General features: G+C 61.8%; 19 protein-coding genes and 1 rRNA gene. 12 read left to right on the top strand and 8 right to left on the bottom strand.

The window, feature by feature from the left end; all coding sequences use genetic code 11:
- Window positions 1-13: 13 nt before the first annotated feature.
- Window positions 14-913, bottom strand: a complete 900-nt coding sequence (locus B7L68_RS04310) for a hypothetical protein (protein WP_081246460.1) — start codon at window positions 911-913, stop codon at window positions 14-16.
- Window positions 914-1,115: 202 nt separating this feature from the next.
- A complete protein-coding gene (locus tag B7L68_RS04305; protein WP_081246459.1) occupies window positions 1,116-1,676 on the bottom strand; it encodes a DUF998 domain-containing protein in 561 nt (186 codons plus the stop codon).
- Window positions 1,677-1,782: 106 nt separating this feature from the next.
- Between B7L68_RS04305 and B7L68_RS04300 the strand changes: the two genes are divergently transcribed.
- The 4 genes from B7L68_RS04300 (at window position 1,783) to rrf (ending at window position 6,738) form a co-directional block, all read left to right on the top strand.
- Window positions 1,783-2,997, top strand: a complete 1,215-nt coding sequence (locus tag B7L68_RS04300) for an MFS transporter (protein WP_238136320.1) — start codon at window positions 1,783-1,785, stop codon at window positions 2,995-2,997.
- Complete coding sequence (locus tag B7L68_RS04295; RefSeq protein ID WP_081246457.1) at window positions 2,994-4,940, top strand: hydantoinase/oxoprolinase family protein; 1,947 nt, start codon at window positions 2,994-2,996, stop codon at window positions 4,938-4,940. Before B7L68_RS04300 ends, B7L68_RS04295 begins: the two co-directional genes overlap by 4 nt.
- Window positions 4,937-6,475 carry a hydantoinase B/oxoprolinase family protein gene (locus B7L68_RS04290; protein ID WP_081246456.1) on the top strand — a complete coding sequence of 513 codons (1,539 nt, stop codon included), beginning with the start codon at window positions 4,937-4,939 and terminating at the stop codon, window positions 6,473-6,475. Before B7L68_RS04295 ends, B7L68_RS04290 begins: the two co-directional genes overlap by 4 nt.
- 143 nt (window positions 6,476-6,618) lie before the next feature.
- A 5S ribosomal RNA gene (gene rrf / locus B7L68_RS04285) occupies window positions 6,619-6,738 on the top strand.
- Window positions 6,739-6,856: 118 nt separating this feature from the next.
- Here the strand turns inward: rrf and B7L68_RS04280 are convergent.
- Window positions 6,857-7,255, bottom strand: a complete 399-nt coding sequence (locus tag B7L68_RS04280) for a hypothetical protein (protein ID WP_081246455.1) — start codon at window positions 7,253-7,255, stop codon at window positions 6,857-6,859.
- A gap of 25 nt (window positions 7,256-7,280) precedes the next feature.
- Between B7L68_RS04280 and B7L68_RS04275 the strand changes: the two genes are divergently transcribed.
- Window positions 7,281-8,078, top strand: coding sequence for an aldose 1-epimerase (locus B7L68_RS04275; RefSeq protein WP_081246454.1), 798 nt, complete (start codon window positions 7,281-7,283; stop codon window positions 8,076-8,078).
- Here B7L68_RS04275 and B7L68_RS04270 read toward each other — a convergent pair.
- Both B7L68_RS04270 and B7L68_RS04265 read right to left on the bottom strand, forming a co-directional pair.
- Window positions 8,062-9,084 (bottom strand): zinc-binding dehydrogenase, encoded by a 1,023-nt coding sequence (locus tag B7L68_RS04270; protein WP_081246453.1) that lies wholly within the window; start codon window positions 9,082-9,084, stop codon window positions 8,062-8,064. The two genes, B7L68_RS04275 and B7L68_RS04270, sit on opposite strands and share 17 nt — an antisense overlap.
- 200 nt (window positions 9,085-9,284) lie before the next feature.
- Window positions 9,285-9,641, bottom strand: a complete 357-nt coding sequence (locus B7L68_RS04265; protein ID WP_081246452.1) for an Sjogren's syndrome/scleroderma autoantigen 1 family protein — start codon at window positions 9,639-9,641, stop codon at window positions 9,285-9,287.
- A 23-nt stretch (window positions 9,642-9,664) separates the two neighbouring features.
- Here B7L68_RS04265 and B7L68_RS04260 point away from each other — a divergent pair, with 23 nt between their 5' ends.
- Window positions 9,665-10,348: an RIO1 family regulatory kinase/ATPase gene (locus tag B7L68_RS04260; protein ID WP_081246451.1), complete on the top strand. Its 684-nt coding sequence runs from the start codon at window positions 9,665-9,667 to the stop codon at window positions 10,346-10,348.
- Here the strand turns inward: B7L68_RS04260 and B7L68_RS04255 are convergent.
- Complete coding sequence (locus B7L68_RS04255; protein WP_081246450.1) at window positions 10,322-10,837, bottom strand: PUA domain-containing protein; 516 nt, start codon at window positions 10,835-10,837, stop codon at window positions 10,322-10,324. The genes B7L68_RS04260 and B7L68_RS04255 overlap by 27 nt on opposite strands.
- A gap of 135 nt (window positions 10,838-10,972) precedes the next feature.
- Here B7L68_RS04255 and B7L68_RS04250 point away from each other — a divergent pair, with 135 nt between their 5' ends.
- Genes B7L68_RS04250 through B7L68_RS04235 form a run of 4 tightly spaced genes read left to right on the top strand, consistent with a single transcriptional unit; the run spans window position 10,973 to window position 13,741 of the window.
- The gene (locus B7L68_RS04250) at window positions 10,973-11,725 is read left to right on the top strand and encodes a helix-turn-helix domain-containing protein (protein ID WP_081246449.1); all 753 of its coding nucleotides are present in this window, start codon (window positions 10,973-10,975) and stop codon (window positions 11,723-11,725) included.
- Window positions 11,722-12,807: a tRNA (guanine(26)-N(2))-dimethyltransferase gene (locus B7L68_RS04245; RefSeq protein ID WP_081246448.1), complete on the top strand. Its 1,086-nt coding sequence runs from the start codon at window positions 11,722-11,724 to the stop codon at window positions 12,805-12,807. The genes B7L68_RS04250 and B7L68_RS04245 overlap by 4 nt, the downstream gene beginning before the upstream one ends.
- Window positions 12,801-13,313, top strand: coding sequence for an AAA family ATPase (locus tag B7L68_RS04240; RefSeq protein WP_081246447.1), 513 nt, complete (start codon window positions 12,801-12,803; stop codon window positions 13,311-13,313). Before B7L68_RS04245 ends, B7L68_RS04240 begins: the two co-directional genes overlap by 7 nt.
- Window positions 13,310-13,741, top strand: coding sequence for an RNA-binding domain-containing protein (locus tag B7L68_RS04235; RefSeq protein ID WP_081246446.1), 432 nt, complete (start codon window positions 13,310-13,312; stop codon window positions 13,739-13,741). Before B7L68_RS04240 ends, B7L68_RS04235 begins: the two co-directional genes overlap by 4 nt.
- Here the strand turns inward: B7L68_RS04235 and B7L68_RS04230 are convergent.
- Window positions 13,717-14,397, bottom strand: coding sequence for a TRM11 family methyltransferase (locus B7L68_RS04230; protein ID WP_081246445.1), 681 nt, complete (start codon window positions 14,395-14,397; stop codon window positions 13,717-13,719). The genes B7L68_RS04235 and B7L68_RS04230 overlap by 25 nt on opposite strands.
- Window positions 14,372-15,415, bottom strand: coding sequence for a DUF373 family protein (locus B7L68_RS04225; protein WP_081246444.1), 1,044 nt, complete (start codon window positions 15,413-15,415; stop codon window positions 14,372-14,374). Before B7L68_RS04225 ends, B7L68_RS04230 begins: the two co-directional genes overlap by 26 nt.
- A gap of 268 nt (window positions 15,416-15,683) precedes the next feature.
- Here B7L68_RS04225 and B7L68_RS04220 point away from each other — a divergent pair, with 268 nt between their 5' ends.
- Together B7L68_RS04220 and B7L68_RS04215 are read left to right on the top strand one after the other, a co-directional pair.
- Complete coding sequence (locus tag B7L68_RS04220; protein ID WP_081246443.1) at window positions 15,684-15,899, top strand: hypothetical protein; 216 nt, start codon at window positions 15,684-15,686, stop codon at window positions 15,897-15,899.
- 597 nt (window positions 15,900-16,496) lie between these two features.
- Entirely contained in the window at window positions 16,497-19,433 is a 2,937-nt protein-coding gene (locus B7L68_RS04215) for a PaRep2b protein (RefSeq protein WP_081246442.1), read from the top strand.
- Window positions 19,434-19,490 lie beyond the last annotated feature (57 nt).

Genomic DNA, 19,490 nt, shown 5'->3' with positions numbered 1-19,490 from the left:
CGTGGGTAAGGGCCTATGGCCTACGTCCTCTTCCAATGCCTATTTCCCTCAACATGGTGCCTATGCCCAGGATGCCGACCACGGCGAGCACCAGTATCGTGCCTATGTTTATCGAGTCGAGGTTGGGGACGGGGACTCCGGTGGCGACGGCCCACGCGTCGACCTCCGGCAACGCGACGATCAGGCCGCCGGCCGCTATGAAGAGGAGGCCGCCGTAGTAGAGCGTAAAGCCGGCAGTCCGCCTCGCCGCCCTCCTTATCTGTTCCTCGGTGAGGCCCCTCATCCTCATGATGGCCCCGAATAACGCGCCGAAGACCACCTGCACGGCCATAGTGCCGAGCCCGAAGAAGAGGCCGGGGAGCGGCGCGTAGGCGATAGACCCCGTCTGGGGGGCCAAGACGAAGGTTATCACGCTCGCGTAGGCGCCGAAGCCGAAGCCGGCTATGAGGCCGTGCACCACGGTCATGCCCAACGGGACGTCCCTCTCCTCGAGCTCGTGCATGGGAACTCCTCCGACCTCGTCGCTGTGATGTCTACGTCCTCCCAGCAGGACGTCGATGGGTAGGTGGACGTACCTGCCCTTAATGACGTAGAGGCCGGCGGCCGCCATGGCGACGCCCACCGCCACGTATACAGGCCCGTCGAGGTTGTACTGGTTATATATCTGGGCGAGGCCTAGATATCCCAGCGTGGTCAAGAGCGCCCTTTGTACGGTAAAGCCGAGCGAGAATAGGAACCCGGCCTTCATGCCGCCGCGGGTGCTGTATTTACCTACGGCGTAGCTGAACGTTATGGGCCAGGTATGTTCATCCGGCGTCGCGCCGTGCAGGATGCCCAATATGAAGGATATCAGCAGTATCTCTCCCAGATGTAGGCCGCTTGGAGGGTTCAGCAATAGCTGGAGCCAATTCATGGAACCAGTAGGGATTTCCCTATAAAAACTTGTGCACGCAATTAGCGATGTTAACCGAAGATTTTCGGAGCTCCGTGCACTGGCTCAGCAGATCGGCGAAACGCTTTTATCCCGGCCGGCCCAGCTATACGGCAGGATCGGCCGCCGAGAGGGCCGCGGAGCCCGCTGTGAGCGCGGCTCCGGCTCCCTACGGCTCTGCGCTTTATCGACGGCCCACGACATATAGGGCGGCTCCCGCCGTGAGGAGCACTATCTCGTACGCCTCCAACGCGGCCGCCGAGGGCCAAGGCGCCGCTAGGGCGCCCGCCAGGGCGGCCAGGAATACGGCCGCATACGACAGACCGAGCCGTTCCCCTCCGGCGAGGGCTAGGCCCAGCCCGTATATCAAGAAGCCGAGGAAGGCCTGTATGAAAAACCAGGTGGAGACAAATACGTGAGGCCGGGTGCCCGCGTGGTATATACCTATCAAGGCGAGGAAGACGGCCGATATGGATATATAGGCGCCGCCCACCGCCTCCAGCTTGTTGGACGAAGACGCTATTATGTCCATCGAAAAAAGTCCCAGGAATGCGGCCGCCACGATCAAGCCCGTGTTGTAGATCCAGGGGTCGCCGGCGCCGGGCCCCCCTAGGTCGCTGAAGGCGTCCCTGAAGAAATCGAACCAGGGGTTGACGGCTATGGACAGGGCCGCCGTTGTCCAGAAGATCGCCGAGGCGATAAGCCCCATATATTTGAAGGGAGACCTAGGTCTACCTAAATTCATGTACTTTATACCATAGTTCTATTTAAATTGGTTCTTTCAGCCTAATATGGCCCAACCAAAGGTGGGACCGAGTCTAAAGGTGGGACCGGGGCTCGTGGCCGGAGTCATGTCGGGGACTCTCCTGGAGTGGTACGACGCGTTTCTCTTCGTAGTGGCGGCCACCTACGTGGGCGCCGCCTTCTTCCCCTCCAAGAACCCTCTGGCGGAGCTGGCCAGCGTATTTCTCGCATTCTTCCTGGGCTATCTGGCGCGTCCAATCGGGGCGTTGCTCTTTGGATACATTGGCGACCGCTACGGCAGGAGGCAAGCCATGTTCTGGACCTTGACTCTCGCTGGGTTGGCCACCGCGCTGATAGGCGCCGTGCCTTCGTACTCGGCCTGGGGTTCGGCCGCCATCATAACCGTCGTCGCGTTGAGGCTTCTGCAGGGCCTGGCGCTCGGCGGCGAGTGGGGCTCTGCGGTCAACTACTTGTTTGAAAACGTCAAGAGGCGGCGTCTGTTCATGTTATTCGTCCAGAGCGGCGTGCCTCTCGGCCTGCTGCTGGCGGCCGCCGTCATGCTGGGCTTGACCGTAGCCCTGGGCAACGGCGCCGTGGCGGCGTGGGGCTGGAGGATCGCGTTTCTCCTATCCCTCATCATAGCCATCATAGGCATCCTCTTCAGGATTAGATTCGGCGAGACTATCGAATACCTCGAGGCCAGACGCGCTGTCGCTAAGCCCGAGAACCCGATAGGCGGCGTCTTCCTCAGGCACTGGGCGCCGTTGCTTGTCGGCATATTTCTGGCCGGAGCCGCCGGGGCCGTGTTCTACTACGGCAATACTTTCCTCCCCAACGTGGCCAGCGCCATAAATCTGGTATCGGCCGCCGAGAAATTCACGATAATAATTCTGTTCGCAGTCCTAGACCTAGTCGGGGTGATCATCAGCGGCTTTTTCGCCGAGCGTCTCGGCAACGTGGTGCCCATAGCGGTCGGGTTCGTCATGTTCATAATAGCGGCCCTGTTGGTCGAACAGGGTCTTTCCAACGCGGCGGTCTTGACGGCGTTGGTCGCCTTGACCGGGCTCGCCCACGGCATAGTCTACACGCCCGAGGCGGCGTATCTCGCTGAGATATTCCCGACGCTTGTGAGGAACACGGGGGTCTCGTCAGCCTACCAGATAGGCAATACCGTCCTTGCGAGCACGGCGCCGTACATCATGACGGTCATCCTCCCCTACGGCCGCATCTGGGCTGGCGTCTATCTGGCGGCCCTCGCCCTGATAGGCCTCCTCGGGGTGGTCGCATATAGGCCCAGGGGGCTGAGCACCGCAGGGACATGAGCCTGGTTGGAGTCGACGTGGGGGGCACCTTTACCGACTTCGTCATAGTCGGCGGGGACGGCGAGATAAAGACGCTCAAGATCTTGACGACGCCCAGAGAGCCCGAGAGGGCGGTCGTCGAGGGCCTCTCGTCGGTCAAATTCTCTGAGGTGCTCCACGCGTCCACCATAGGCACCAACGCGCTGCTGGGCCAGGTGGGGCTTGAGCTCCCCAAGGTGGCCTTCTTCACCACGAGGGGCTTCCGAGACGTGATAGAGATAGGGAGGCAGAACAGGCCCAGGCTGTACGACCTCTACTTCCAGAAGCCGAGGCAGATAGTGCCGCGGGAGCTCCGCTTCGAGGTCGACGAGAGGACTCTGCCGGACGGGACCGTGGAGAGGGCGGTGGACCTCCGCGAGGTCGAGGAGCTGGCGCGGAGGGCCAAGTCCGCCGGCGTCGTCAGCGTCGCCGTGGGCTTCCTCCACTCCTACGCCAACCCGTCCAACGAGGAGGCCGCGGCGGGCGTGTTGAGGAGGCATTTCGAGTACGTGACGGCCTCCTACGAGGCGGCGTGGGAGGCCAGGGAGTACGAGAGGTTCTCCACGGCTGTGGTCAACGCCGCGTTGATGCCGCTCGTGGGGAGGTACCTGGCTAAACTGGACGACTACGTGAAGGCGCGCGGCGGAAGGATCTACGCTATGGCCAGCTCGGGCGGCCTCATCACCATCGACGAGGCGGCCAGGAGGCCCGTGCAGCTCGTCGAGTCGGGGCCGGCTGCTGGGGTCGTGGCGGCGGCGGAGCTTGCCAGGATGCTGGGCGAGCGGCGCGTGATCTCCTTCGATATGGGCGGCACGACCGCTAAGGCCGGCACCGTCGTCGACTTCGAGCCGGCCATAACGACCGAGTACGAGGTCGGAGGAGAGAGCCATAGGGGGAGGACGGTCAAGGGATCCGGCTATCCTGTGAGGTTCCCCTTCGTGGACCTCGCCGAGGTTTCCGCGGGCGGCGGGACCATAATCTGGAGGGACGCCGGAGGCGCGCTCAGGGTGGGGCCTCTAAGCGCGGGCGCGGAGCCGGGCCCCGTCTCGTACGGCAGGGGCGGGAGCGAGCCGACGATAACGGACGCCAACCTGATCTTGGGGAGGATACCCAGCGCGATCGCGGGCGGCCGCATGAGGCTGGACGTGGAGGCCGCAGAGAGGGCCCTCGCCAAGTTGGGCGACCCGGTGGACGTGGCGGCGTCTGCGATAAAGCTTGTGGACCTGGAGATGGCGCGCGCCATAAGGCTCGTGACGGTTGAAAGGGGCTTGGACCCCGCGCAGTTCGCCCTGATGGCCTTCGGCGGAGCTGGGCCCCAGCATGCGGCGGAGGTGGCGGAGGAGATGGGCGTAAACAGAGTCCTCATACCGCCCATGCCGGGCGTCTTCACGTCGCTGGGCATGTTGATGGCCGACTTCAAGTTCGAGGCGAGGATGGCGTATCCCAGGGACCCCGCGGCAGGCTTCGAGGAGCTGGAAAGGCGGCTCGCCAGGCACAGCCCCGACTACTTCCTGAGATACGCCGACGTGCGCTACGCCGGCCAGGGATGGGAGCTCACGGTCCCCGTCGGCGCCGACGCGTCCCGCGACGCCATAAGGAAGGCCTTCGAGGAGAGGCACGCGGCGACTTACGGCTTCAAGCTGGACAGAGACGTTGAGATAGTCACGATCCGCGTCTTCGCAGTGGTCAAGAGAGCCAAGCCGCGCCTCAGGGATCCTCCGAAGTCCGGCTCCCCCGAGCCGTCCGAGAAGGAGGTCTACTTCGACGGCTGGACTGAGGCCTCTGTGTACGTCAGGGAGGAATTGCCGCTGGGGTTCGAGGTGAGGGGGCCTGCGTTGATAATCGAGGACTACTCGACCACGGTGGTGCCGCCGCGGTGGAGGGCGACCGTCGGGAAGCTCGGCGTGTTGGAGCTCAGGCTATGAGGTGGGAGATAGTGCACAGGGCGACCGAGTACGTGGCCGAGGAGGCGGGGATAGCGTTGAGGAACTCGGCGTTCTCGCCGAATATAAGGGAGCGCATGGACCACAGCGTCGCCGTAGTCGACGCCGAGGGGCGCATAATAGCGCAGGCCGAGCACATACCGGTCCACCTCGGGTCTTTCCACATAGGCGTGGCGAATCTGCTGGGCCGTCTGGCCGGCGAGGGGGTCGATCTCGAGGATGGAGACGCCGTGCTCACCAACGATCCCTACATCTCGGGCACGCATCTGAACGACGTCATGGTGCTCTACCCCGTGTATTGGCGCGGGAGGCTCGTCGCCTATATAGCCTCGAAGGCGCACTACGTCGACGCCGGCGGGCCCCTCCCCGCCTCATTGAACCCGCGAGCCAAGACCATATACGAGGAGGGGGTCGTGGTGCCGCCCGTCAAGATACTTAGGCGCGGCCAGATCAACAGGGAGGCGCTGGGCTTCATCCTCGAGAACTTCAAGACGCCGGCGGTGGCCAGAGGGGATCTGGAGGCGCAGCTCGCCGCGTCGCGCGTGGGGGCCGCCCGGGTGAGGGACCTCTTCGAGAAATTCGGCGACGTGTCGGAACAGTGGCGCGAGGCGGTCGAATACGGCAGGAGGCTCGCGCTCGCCGAGGTGGGCAAATGGCCCGCGGGTAGATACGAGGCCGAGGACCGCTTGGATTGGGCCGGCGAGCTCCTCCCCATAAGGCTCTCCCTCGAGATATCCGAGGGCGGCATAACCGCCGACTTCGAGGGCACCGCGCGGCAGGTCGAGGCGCCGCTGAACGCGGTGCTGGGCGTCACCTTCTCGGCGGTCTCGTTCGCCGTCAGGTCGGCGATAGGCGGCCATCTGCCCACCAACCACGGCTTCTACAGCGTCGTGAAGGTCAAGGCGCCCGAGGGCACGTTGGTAAATCCCGTGAAGCCCGCGGCCGTAGGCGCCGGCAACCTCGAGACCAGCCAGAGGGTCGCCGACGTGACCTTCCTGGCGCTCTCCAAGGCCCTGCCGGGCAGAATACCGGCGGCGGGCTCCGGCACGATGATGAACGTCATGATGGGCGGCGTCTGGCGCGGCCGCTATTGGTCGTACTACGAGACCATAGGCGGCGGGTCGGGCGGCAGGCCGAACGGCCCCGGCGTGTCGGGAGTCCATGTCAACATGACCAACACCCTCAACACGCCCATAGAGATCGCGGAGCGGGAATACCCCGTCAGATTCACCGCATATACAATCAGAGAGGGCAGCGGGGGGCGCGGGAGGCATCCGGGCGGAGACGGCATAGTCAGAGCGTTCAAGGTCCTCGCGCCGACGACGCTCTCGATAATAGCCAGCAGGCTGGAGATAGGGCCCTGGGGCCTCGAGGGCGGAGAGCCCGGCAGGCCCGGGAGGGTGACCGTGAGGAGGCGCGGCGGGGTCAAGACCATAGGGAGCGAGACGGTCGAGCTGGCCGAGGGCGACGAGGTGGTTATCGAGACCCCCGGCGGAGGGGGATACGGAAGGCCGTAGAGGCGTGGAGCCGTCTGACGCGAGGGCGGGCTTGCCTAGGCGCAACGGCCTGCGCCAGGGCTGTGTACGTTCCGCCGGCATGGCGTCGGCACGTACGGCGGACAAAATACTTAAAAAACCAAGCTCTTGTGGCAGATGCCCTCTGAGCCGGCCACAGGCGCCGGTGTTCGCCCGGACTCGTCAGAACCCGGAAGCTAAGGCCGGCGCCGCGCGCGGGAGTACTGGGCTCCGCAAGGGCCCGGGAAACCGGCGTGCTGGCAGGAGGGCACTTCCTCTCTGCGGCATCTAGGCTCCCCAGTGTATCCCCTCCATGTAGAGGGGACGGCCGTCCCCGCCGCGCGGTTGCCTAGGCCCGGAGGTCGGCGCAGCCGGGCGCCTACGTCAGATGGTGGCGATAAGTCTTCGTAGAGCCTCGTCTAACTTCCTCACTGCTTCGGTCGCCTCGACGACCTTCGCACCGATGGAGCTGGCCGCCTCGGCCTGTCCCCTCTCAAGCCTTTCGGCAACTTGCTCCACGATCTTCGCGAGCGTCCCTATGGCCTCCACCTCCTTCTCCGCCAACGACTTGAGCGCAGCTATATCCGAGGAGCTGTTCCTACAGGCCTCGGCGAGCGCCTTCGTTACGGCGTTCTGCTCCCTTATCTCCGCCGCGAGGCCCTCGAGGACTTGCGTCAGCCTCTGGAGGCCCTGCGCCAGCTCGGCGATACCCAGCTTAGCTCTCGCCAGATCTCTGAACTCGGCATCTTCCTCCAACAGCCTTACGAGCTCCCTCTTGAGCATGAAAAAATACCCCTCACTTATTTTTATGATAACGCTCAGGGCGGGCTCGACGGAGGCTGTCCTCCATGCGAGGGGCGCGTATCTATCCTCGCTTAGACAGGGCGGCAGGGACGTGGTTCTGCCGGGCTCCGTCGATAGGCAGACCAGGGGCGGCATGGCGCTGCTCGTGCCTTTCGCCAATAGGGTCAGGGGCGGCGTCTACGAGCTGGACGGCGTGGTCTACGAGCTTCCGAGAAACGCGGAGGGCCACGCCATACACGGCCTGGCGATGGCCATGGACTGGACGTTGGCCAAACACGGCGACGACTTCGCCGAGTTCCAGCTGGGCCTCCTCCATCCGGGCTATCCCTCGGCGATCTCGTGCACAGCCGACTACCGGCTCTCCGGGAGCTCGCTCAGCGTCTCGTTAAGGGTCGTCAACATAGGCCAGAGGAGGGCGCCCTTGGTGGTCGGCGCACATCCCTACTTCGTCGTGTCGCGCCCGTGGAGGCTGAGGGCCGAGGGCCCGCTCAGATGCGTCGCCGTCGACAAGATCCCCACGGGGGAGCTCGCCCCGCACGAGTTCGGGGTCGAGGGCGTCTACGACGATTGCTTCCTGGTGGGCCGCGACCCCGTCGTTCTCGAGTCGCCCTACTCGGTCGTCGAGGTCCGCAGATACAATATGCCGTATATACAGGTATACACGGGCGTGGAGGGCGCCGTGGCGGTCGAGCCGATGTCGGGGGCGCCTGATGCCTATCACAACGGCATGGGGCTGAAGATATTACGGCCAGGCGAGGCGGCCGAGTTCTCCTTCGAAATCTCCTTCAGATTTCGGGGTTGATCACCACTCTGCCTACAACCTCGCCCCTTCTAAGCCTCTCGAGCTCGTTGTTTATCTCGCCGAGACCCGCGACTCTGTCCACCACGACCTTTACCTTGCCCTCGGAAACCAGACGCACGGCCTCCACCAGCTCCTCGAGGGTATTGCCCACAGACGCCGTTATCGTCGCCTCCTTGACGACCAGGTCGAGGGGGTTAGCCTCCAGCTTGTCGCGCCAATAGCCTATTAGGACCAGGCGGCCCCTCTTCGCCAACATCCTCAGCGAGTTGTCCATGGTCTCCCTAATGCCCACCAGCTCGTAGACCACGTCGACGCCCCGGCCGTCCGTTATTTCCAGAGCCCTTTCAACGACGTCCTCAGACCTCGCGTTGATGACGTAATCGGCTCCCAGCTCCTCGGCCAGCTGCAGCTTTCTCTCGGATCTGCCTATGGCTATGACCTTCGCGCCGATCAGCTTGTTGTATTGTATCAAGGCGAAGCCCACGGCGCCGACGCCGTAGACCGCTACGTACTCGCCTACCTCGGGCCTCGCCCTCCTAGTGGCGTGTATCGCCGTCGTGACGCTACAGCCTATGGGCGCCGCCTGCTCGAACGTTATGTTGTCGGGAAGCCTCACCGCGTTCCTCGCAGGCACTTTTATATACTCGGCGTATCCGCCGTCAGTTATGAAGCCGTACTCGGCCCTAGGGCTCTCGCAGAGGTTCTCCTCACCTCTCAGACAGAACCTGCACTTGCCGCACCCCACATAGTAGTATACGAGTACCCTGTCGCCCGGCTTAGGCTCCTCCACGCCCGGACCCACCTCCTCGACCACGCCGGCTATCTCGTGGCCCAACGTCACGGGCACAACCCCGAGGTTGAGCACCCCCTCGAGGAAGTGGAGCTCCGTATGGCAGACGCCGGCCGCCTTAACCTTGACCACAACCTCGCCGGGCCCGGGCCTAGGCCTAGGCACATCCTCTATGACCAAGGGCCTCCCCGGCCCGTAGAATCTAGCCGCCCTCATATAAGCCACTTTTCCTACCTATATAACCTTTTTATCAGACGGGTAGGGGTCCGCTCACGCCTCGCAGTAGGACCACGTCATCACATATATACTGGAGCACGCCTTTTAACGTGATGAGGATCACCGCTCCCTATAGATGACGAAGGTATGCAGCGCTGACAAAAGAGGACGAGCCCCCTCAGATCCGTGAAGGGGCGGCGTCACGAGCCGCTCATCTTGCTGAGCTTCTCGTAGATATCCAATAGAATCGAGAGCGTCCTCAGCCTGTCGTAGAGCTCTTCGCCGTCTAGCTCGCCTATCTCTCTGCCGAGCGTCAATATCTTGTTGAAGACGGTCTGCCTGACCTCTCTGAGGCTGTATACCTCGGAAACCTTCTGGGCCTCCTCCTCCGACTTAACCACGACCACGGTCCTTTCGCAGTTGGCGCAGTAGTATTCGCCTGTCTTGAGCCTCACTAGGACGGTGCCGCAGGCGGGGCACGTGTAGGAGGTAAGCGTAGCGCCGGCTCTCACCAGCTCGGCGATTCGCTTCACCACGAGATCTCTCCTAGTGCTCATATACCGGCACTGACTGTGTATATATGAAGTTGAGGGAGGCCCTTGCGCTGGCTATAGGCGGCGATCTGGCCCATCTGGCGGAGGTGGCCATGCAGCTGTCTTCGCTGGGCCTGAGGGCAGAGCTGGGCGGCGGCGTGATGTGGGGCCCCGTGCGCCTTCTGGGCAAGGGCAACAACGGGGTCGTGGTGCTCTGCAGATCCGCCTACGGCGACGTCTACGCCTGCAAGATAAGGAGGGGGGATGCCCAGAGGCCGCATCTGCTGGACGAGGCCCGCCATCTCCAGATGGCCAACAGAGCCGGCGTAGGCCCTAGGCTGTATGCATATACCAGGGACGTGCTGGTTATGGAGTACGTCGAGGGCGTGCCCATCGCCGAGTGGTGGAGGGCCGCCGGAGTTGAGGAGAGGGCCGGGCTTGTGGCCGATCTGCTCAGACAGGCGCGGGCGCTGGATCTGGCGGGGATCTCGCACGGCGAGCTGTCCAGACCCGGGAGGCACGTGCTCGTCGTCCGGGGCGGGAGGGCCGTCATTCTGGATTTCGAGTCGGCCCGTCTCGGGAAGGCGCAGAACGTCACGCAGGTCGCCAATCTGCTGAGGGCGTTGGGCCTCTCGCCGCCTCTGGAGGCCCTCAGGAGGTACGCCGACAGGCGCGACGACCGGTCGTTCGACGAGCTGCTGTCGTCATTTCTCGGCCAGCTCAAGCGATAGCTTCCATATCTTGTCGCCGAGGTAGTGGGCGTTGTGTATGACCTTGCCGCGATCCATGGCCTCCATCTCGCCCCGCGGATACAGGGCGACGCCCACGGCTATGACCCTCCTCTTCTCGTCGGCTATCAGTACGGGGCTGCCTCTCTCGAACTCGCCTTCTATGGACCTCACCCCGGGCCTCATGACGTCTGCGCCGTTGAGTATATGCTTCACGGCGCCTGCGTCCACCAAGACCAGCGGATACGTCGAGAGCGCCTTCTGCCCCAGCGGGGTCTTATGTATTAAGTAGAGGGTGGGCAGGAAGACCTCGCCGAAGTTGGCCGCCTGGACCTTCAGGAGCACCGGCCGGAGGTCTGCGATATAGATGACGCGCCCTCCCTCTATCTCCATGACCTCCACGGCATCGGCATCCTTGATGAGCTCGCCCGCCTTGCCTAGACTGCCGACGAGCCCCTTGATCTCCTTGTTGCTGAGCCGCACGCGCCTCACGCAGAGGAGAGAAGGCCTCCGGATAAATAACTTTCTCGGTCCATGAATGGCTCATCAAGGGTCAGGCTTGCCGGGTATTCCCCATTGCGATGATACGCCCTTAAGCTTTATATATTTTTGGATCCATTTATTTCAGTGGAGGAGAAGCTGCTCAACGCCACCTTGAACGTCGTGAGGCAACACGGGGTGGATCTCTTCGTAGACGTCTCTAGGCCGTATGCCTACACCATGGTCGTAGAGCACGATGGGAAGAAGATCTTGGTCAAGGTGGCCGCCGACGCGGACGACGTCCCCACAGGGGCTCTCCGCGACGTTAGGCTCCTCTCCGAGTTCCTGGGCGTCCCCGCCCTCGGCGTGGCGTCGTCCGCGAGAGGCCGCGTGTTGAGGGAGGGCGTGGTCTATAGGCGCGATAACGTAAACTTCGTCTCTCTGGCCACTCTCGCCAAGGCCTTCAGGGGAAGCGCGCCCACGTTTCTCCAGATCAGGGGAAGGTGCTACGCCCTGGTGGACGGAGAGACCCTGCGGGAGCGCAGGGAGGAGGCCGGCCTCAGCTTGAGCGCCCTGTCGGAGATGCTGTCCGTCTCCAGAGAGACCGTCTATAGGTACGAGCGGGGGGAGATGGGCGTCCCTGAGGAGTCGGCGGCGGCTCTGGCGAGGTTCTTCGGCTCCGATATATTCAAGCGGATAGATATATTCGTCTCCGTCAGGGCCGACTCCATAGATAAGGCGAGCAGGGCCATGGGCGCGAACGCCTATAAGCTGGAGCAGTCGCACCCCAACGGCATAGCGTACGAGGACAAGCCTGTGTTCATAGTCAAGAGCGAGGAGAGGCGCGAAAAGGCCGAGGAGCTCGCCGACATATTCGGCGTAGAGGTCGTGAAGAGGTGAGCTTTATCCTCCTGGAGGAGGGCAGGGCCCGCTTCTGGGCGCCCGACCCGGCCAAGTACGCAGATCCCGCGAACGCCCCCGTGTTCTACAATAGATATATGTCCAGGAATAGATATATATCTGTCCTGGTCCTCGACGCGTTCTCGCGCATGGAGGGCAGGAGGCTCGACGTGTGCGAGCCCTTGAGCGCCACCGGCGTACGCGGCATAAGGTACGCCCTGGAGACAAACGCCGTAGGGAGGCTCGTCCTTAACGACATATCTAAGGCCGCAGTTGAGCTGATGAGGAAGAACCTCGAGCTGAACGGCGTATCGGCCGAGGTGTACAACGAAGACGCCTCGATCTTGTTGAGGCGGCTGAGGGGGGAGTGCGACGTGGTCGACCTGGACCCCTTCGGCTCCCCCGCCCCCTTTGCCGAGTCGGCGTTCCAGGCCATCAGGGACGGCGGCCTTCTCTGCGCCACCGCCACCGACACGGCCGTGCTTGTGGGCAACTATAGGGAGAAGGCGTTGAGGAGATACGGCGTGAGGCTCCTCAAGACGCCCTTCTACGTCGAGGTGGGCTTGAGGGCGCTCCTGGGCTTCTTGGCCAGAGTGGCGGCGGCCAACGACTTCGCGCTCCAGCCGTTGATAGCCTATTGGGAGAGGCACTACTTCAGGTTCTGCGGCAGGGCGGTGAAGGGCGCCAGAGACGCCTCGGACTCGCTCCGCAGTCTTGCCTACGTCGAGATCAAGGGGGGATATAGACGCGTCTCGAAGACCGAGGGGACGTCCTCCATCGGGCCTCTTTGGGTCGGAGAGCTGGGCGACGCGGCCTTCGCGTCGGAGCTGGCCGACGGGGCCGAGGAGGAGGGGGCTAGGCGTCTGTTGGGCGCCCTGGCCCTCGAGTACACGGTGTCGAGGCCTTGGTACTACCTGGCCCATGAGCTGGGGGATCTAAAGGTCGGCGTCTCCGAGCTGGTGCGGCGGCTGCGCGAGCACGGGATCTACGCCACGCCGACGCATATGTCGCCTCAAGGCTTCAAGGCCGAGGCCGACTACGGAGAACTTTTAATACTTGCCCAGAGGCTTGGGCGGTGGTAGCTGTCGGCATAGCCGGCCTGCCGGGCAGCGGAAAGACGTTGATCACATCCCTATTCGTGAAACGCGGCTTCAAGCCCTACACCATGGGCGACGTAATAAGGAGGTACGCGGAGGAGAGGGGCGTGACGCCGGACGAAGCCGCCGTCTTGATAAGGCTTGAGGGCGGCATGAGGGCCGTGGTGCGGGGGCTCGGCGTGAGGGGCGACCACAGGATAGTGATAGACGGGCTGAGGAGCCCCGAGGAGGTCGAGGCGCTGGAGGAGGCCCTCGGGCGGCTGTTCCTCGTCTACGTCGTGGCGTCCCGGCAGACGCGTCTGAGGCGCCTCGCCGCAAGGGGCAGGGAGGACGACCCGGCCACATATGCGCAGTTCGCCCTGCGCGACTACAGAGAGATGAGGCTGGGCGTCACGGCGCTCCTCATGAGGGCCGACGCAATAATAGTCAACGAGGACAAGAGCGTAGAGGAGCTGGAGGCCGAGGTAGAGGCGGTGGCGAGGAGGCTGTGAAGATCGAGGTGATAGCCGAGATAAGGCCCACGGAGGACCCCGAGAAGGTGAAGCGCGCCGTCCTCAACGTCTTCGAGCCGGACGAGGTCGAGATAAGGCGCGAGGGCGATACGACGTTGTTGGTGGCCAGGGGGCATGGCCACAGATCTCTTCTGAAGCTGAAGGAGGCCATATGGCGCCAGGGGATCCAAGACTCGGCGCGTTCGGTGCTCTCTAGGTCTATAGCCGGCGAGGGGCGTCTGGTCTTCAACCTACATAAACAGGCGGCGTACGTCGGCGTGGTCTCCTTCGCCACCGAGCCCAACGAATCCCCCCTAGGGCCGATAATATTCTCCGTCGAGACGTCCGACGTCAGGCGCTTCCTCGACTGGATAGCGCCGCGGACCTACAGGGGGCGGGTCTTCTACGAGGGCCCCCCTCCCGATTGAGCCAGCGCTATCACTCTATACAGGCCCCCGTGGATATACATAGCGCAGCTGCGCAGCTGGGGCGCGTCGAAGTATATGGGAAGCGCCAGCACCACGCGGCCCTTCACGACTGACATGGCCTCATCTAGAAACTGCCTCACCAAGCCCTCCACGTCGCCCTCCACCACCGACATTCTGCCATATGGGGCGTCGCCCACCGCCGCGTCGAACGCCCTCCGGAAGGGCAAGATGCGCGAGTCGGCCTGCACGAGATCCGCCGACGTGTTCCTAGCGGCCCTCCTCAGCATGGATATATCTATATCGACCCCCACCACGTAGGCCCCGTACCTCTCGGCCTCCGCCGCTATGGCGCCGGACCCGACGAAGGGCTCCAGGACCCTCGACAGAGGTCTGGACATGGCCAGATTTGCCAGCAGCCGCGCCGTCAGGGCGTCCATGGTCACCACGCTCCTCTCCCTCATCTCCAGGGGCTTATCTCTAGGCGACTCCGCGGGCCGGGCGAACGCGGCCCTTCTAGCTACGGCGCAGTCGGAGCATTCCAGCACGACCGCGGGGCCCTCCTCGCCGAGGCTACAGCCGTAGGCCTCGGCAAGCGAGACGGCCTCCTCCCTCGACAGGCAACCATGACGTTTATTTAACGACAGACGGCAGCGCACGCGACGCCGCAAGCGCGGCTATTATCCCCAGTATTGTGGCCGCCAGGAAGTACACGACCCCCTCGAAAAGGGCCCTCACGTCGAGGGACCCCCCGAACGCCTCAACGATCGGAGGTATTATGAAGTAGAAGAACGAGAACACGAACGCGGCCAGAACGAACACGCTACGCGATATACGTTGCGTCCTTAGAAAGCCCTCGACGGCGTAGCTGGCTATCGGGGCCACCAGCGCCACGGCGGGCACCAGCCTGTCGTACCGTATGGATAGGCTCTGCGGCACCTTTATGCCGATATATCCCGAGAGGGCAAGTGTGAAGTAGACCGTGACCGCGAAGAGAGATATAACCGAGACCGCGAAGGTGACTTCGTACTTCCTTAACGTCGTCTTCAGGAAGTCGTAGACCCCAAATCCATACATCATAAGTAAAAACATCAAAAATAATACACCTAATTCTAAAATATATGAAATTATTGAAATATTTATAAATATAGATAGTGCATATAAAAACAGAAGAAATGATGGTATGCCCACGGTGTATCTCCTGTACTCCGGCTCCTTCACCGCCTTGGCCAGATAGTACCTTATCAAGGACACGGTCTCCTCCACAGACCTGGACTGCTTCACCACGACCCTCTCAACCGATATGACGGGCCTACGCGTCTGGACCGCCATCACGGCCGCCTCGTCCGACGGGCCATCCGACACGAAGTATATCGCGTCGGCGTCAAACACGGAGAGGACCTGGCCCAGCTCGTCGAGCACCGCCAGATTCGCCACGCTTTCGTCAGGCGAGCCGCAGACGACGGCGACCTCGACGTTCCCCTTGCCCAACCTCTCCTCCAGGCTGTCGTAGGTCTTGACCGCCGCGAATATCGCGTTGGCGTCAGAATCGTCGGGATGCCTCAAGATGTACTGAATCCCCAGACGCAGTACGTTGTCCCTGCCCACTACAGGGGTGTTTATACCGGCTTGTTTGAGATCCCCATCGCGATCGACATAGAGGACAAGTACCCTCACATGGCCATCTGTGGAGCGGGTTTATCAATTAGTCCCTTGAGCCGTTGTTTTATACGCTCTCGGTTCCATTTGCCTTTGCCGCCGATTGTATGCTCGGCGCATCGGTTCCATATTTGGCGCTTCGCCGACACCCCCACGGCGTGTCGGTTCCACTTGTACCTCCCTCCTCAGCCGCCTCGGTTCCACTTGCGCCTCCCGCCGGCGTGTCCCCCCTCCGGCCCGGCGCACGAGGCCGCCGATCGTCTTGCGGCCGGAGGGCCTTATGGGCATGGAGGGAAAGAGGAAGGAGAAAAGGAAAATAGCGTTGGAGATATTGGACGAGGCGGATAAGATAATGGAGATGGCCAAAATGCTGGCGGATGAGGACGACCCCTTCGCGAGACACGGCCTATATGCCTTTATGGACGCCGAAATGAAGATACTAAGAACTTTGGTACACGATCTGGTGTTTCCCCGGAATAATTCCCCTTTTTCCCTTTTATAGGGCCTTGACGGCGTTGGTTCGACTTTTTCGGCGCCTCCCCCTCGCCTCGGCTTAGGGCCGGCGTCCGCCGTGCGGAGGTAGGGGAAAAAGAGGGGGCTATTCCCAGTCTGCCGGCTCCATGTCGATGTCGGCGGGCCTGCACTCGGCGGGGCGGAGCTCGTCGCACTCCGCGGCCTCCGGGGCGCCAGGGCATATCGCGGGGTCCCTGCGGCGGTCGTCCGCGCAGCGGTTCATGCATGCGACGTAGCACCGCCCGAACGCGTCATCCTCCATGTACGTTCCGCGGCATACAAACAAATTAAACCGCCCCTCGGCGGGTTTTCTCGACGCCTACAGGGAGTACACGAGAAAGGCTTGACAGGGGGCTAGCCCCCTGTCGGATTTTTCATGGATGTTCCCTGTAAGCGCCGGCGGATTCGCCGAGGGGCGGACGAGGCGGCTCAACTTGACGGTATGCGCAGATGCTCCCCGCGGCCGATACGCCGCGAAGGGGCCGGCGGATTCGAAACATGCCGGGCGCTCCACATGCGCCGAAACGCCCGACTCAGTTAGTCGACGGCGCACCAGATCAACATAAAGACCACCTCCTCTCCAGACATGGAGACAACCGTGTATAAAACACCGGAGAGGGAGCTTAGGGCGGAGGGAGGCGTCGGACTATACGGCAGATACGCCGCGGACGAGAGGATGAAGAGGGCCCTCTTCTATGCAACACTTGCGCTGGAGGAGGCCTTCGATATCTACGAATCCACATCGAAAAGAGTGACGACAGGGCTGAAGAGGGCCGTGTGGAAGGAAGAAGTCGATGTGTCCCTGCTCAAGAGGGCTAGATACGTGGTCGACCTCGTGGCGTTAAGGCGGCTGGCCGAGGAGGAGGAAAGGGCATTCGAGGACGCCTTGAGGATTCTTAGGAAGAGGCTTAACGAATACATAGTCAAATATGATCTGAGAAGTTTCCTCAATGTAGATGAAGACATAGCGAGAAGGTTGGCAGATGCGAAGGCAACAGAGTTTTCAAAATTCAACAACACCAACTTTGGCGTGAAGGCATACGCAGCACTTCTGGCATATAGAGATTATGCTGTAGGCAGAAGGAGTGCATACGGCACAATAGCTAGGTACTGGCTTAAGGAGGGCGGGGCGGCCCGGCTTCTCTACTACGCACCAAATACAGCATACAACAAGGCCGAAAGGACTAAGGTGGAGGGGGCCACTACGGTCGAGGAGACTATCGCCGAGGCCCTTCGTCGCTTGTTCTTAAAGCCTGGCGCTGAGTACTACCGCGGCTTCATCAAGAAGTTCCTAGAGAGAGGTCATCTCATATTGGAGAGAGGAGCCGAAGAGACGCCGGTGTATAGGGTCGTCGGGCTTAAGGACGTAAAGCTGAAGGGCGAAAGGGAGAAGGTGAAGACCTATGTCTTGATGTTCGGCGCAAGATGGCGGGAAGTCTTCAAGCATGAGCTCGCGGTTGTAGATAATGCGGTAAAGGAGCTTAAAGAACATTGGCCTCTTGAGGATCCTCTGCCGTATATGCTTGGATGGCTGGCCTCTGACGTGTCGATAGATGCGGTAGTCGGAAGGAGAAACAAGGTGTTGCACATGTCTTCTTCCCACTTCTGGCAAGTGGCGGAGACTAAGGTTTTGTTCGGCTGGTCTGATGCCGTGCGACTCCGCATGAGTTTGACTCTAGAGGGGCCGAAGCTCCAGCTTCTGGTTCATGCTCCCATCGGCAAGCTTGACGAAGCCGTCAAGAGCAGTAGATGGCTCAGGAGTTTGGGCGTGGAGGCGGGGGGCTGGGAGGATCTCAAGCGCTGGGCAATCGATAACTGGCGTGACGTCGTGGATGCCGCGACGAGGTGGTTGGGCGGAGGTGTACGGGGGGAGCTTAATGCGCTGGTGAAGAGACTTAACGACGACAAGGTGGCTAGGGAGGCTATTGCGCCGGCCCTTCTGCTTATACAGGCGGAGAAGTTGGGCATAGACAAGGAGACTGTTAAATACTTCGCCATGGTGGTCTCGGCGGCTATAGGTGGTGACGGATATGTGTCCGCGGCAGGAAGGGGGAAGGTTGTCTTAATTATCGGTAATCGCACTGTTGCATTGCTCTGGAGAGCCGTCCTCGTGGCCTACGGTATAAAGGCCAAAGTTAAGGATGCCGAAAAGACGTTCCATATAGTCGTATCCGGCGATGACGCGGTCAAGTTGGCCCGTCTTTACGTCCTCTACGGGCCTCCTCTGCTTAAAGGGGACAAAAGGACTATAAACCACAAGCTGGCTGAGGCCATAAAGCTGGGTATCAAGACGACTGTCAACATCGGCTGGAAGGTTTTGAGGAAGACCAAAAGCGATCGCGTCGCCGCAGATCTGACCATATCGGAGGGCGGCGCCGAGGTCAAATACAGCGTCTATCTGCGCAAAGACGCAATCGAACTCCAGTTCAACTCGACTGACCGCGGCCGCACCGAGCTCGCGGCCCGCCTCCTCAAGCTTATAGGCGTAGACGCCGAGGTTAAGAGGAAGGGCGGCAGAGATGTGTGGTACGTCGAAGCTACTACCGACAAGCTGGCGGCCGGCCATGAGAAGCTCAGAGGCGCCCTCGTCGATATCGTTAAGGCAGCGCGTAGCAACGGCTGGGTGGACGCGGACACGGCCAACCGCTGGCTGGAGAAGCTGGAGGGCGGCATCACGCTAAAGAAGGGATGGCCGAAATACAACGCGAGGCTGGTAGAGGGTACGTTCGAGGTCAGATATCAATCCACCAATCCCCACAACATAGAGCGGGAGGTTCAGCGGCTTAGGGCCATGGGTCTCGTGGAGGGCGTCCACTTCACGGTCAAGATGCCGAAGGGCGGGAAGGCGGGCTACGTCTCGATCCTCAAGGAGGGCTTGGCGTACGCCGCCCGGCTCTCCATACACGGCTCCGAAGAACAGCGGAGGCTCGCGGCGGAGTTCGTGGAGTACATACTCCAGAGGGCCAGGGAGGAGGGCGACGAGGTCTATGAAAAAGCCGCGGAAATCGTGGAGGAGGGGAGGGCGAGGAGCTCCCTAAGTCTTGCGGACGTCAAGGGGGTGGAGGTAGAGGTGGAGGGCAAGAGGCACGTGATTGTCGTCCTCGGCGGAGGCGCCGAGTTTGATAAGGGAAGAGGCGGCAGGACCCTCCTGAGGATCAAAATAACGGCTGAGGTTGACGGCGTACGGCGCGAGTACACGATGACGTTCAGCAGGCGCGGATCCGACAACGCGGCCTTGGGCCGCGCCTACGCCAGAGCGGACGCCCCCGGCGGCAGGGAGGCAGACGCCGAGAGACTAGCCGCATTGGTGAGGGCCCTCACGGGGAGGGAGCCGAGGGTGCGCCGCAGAAACGACGGCACTGTAGAGACTATATGCAATGGAGAACACCTGTACGGTCTCATGCGTTACTCAGAACTCGCGGACGCCGTTATGAGGTGGTTGGCGGAAACAAAATCTTTCTTTTCTTTCTCTTTTTCTTTCAATTATAACACATTGAATTTCTTCTTGACATTCAGATTCTGAACATGGCCATCATCATCCATAAGTTATTGAATCTTTTCTCGATTTCCACACCGCTTC

This window comes from Thermoproteus sp. CP80, from assembly GCF_002077075.2.
Lineage (GTDB): Archaea > Thermoproteota > Thermoprotei > Thermoproteales > Thermoproteaceae > Thermoproteus.
Note: the sequence above shows the minus strand (reverse complement) of the source record. Positions and strands in the feature narration are given on the sequence as shown.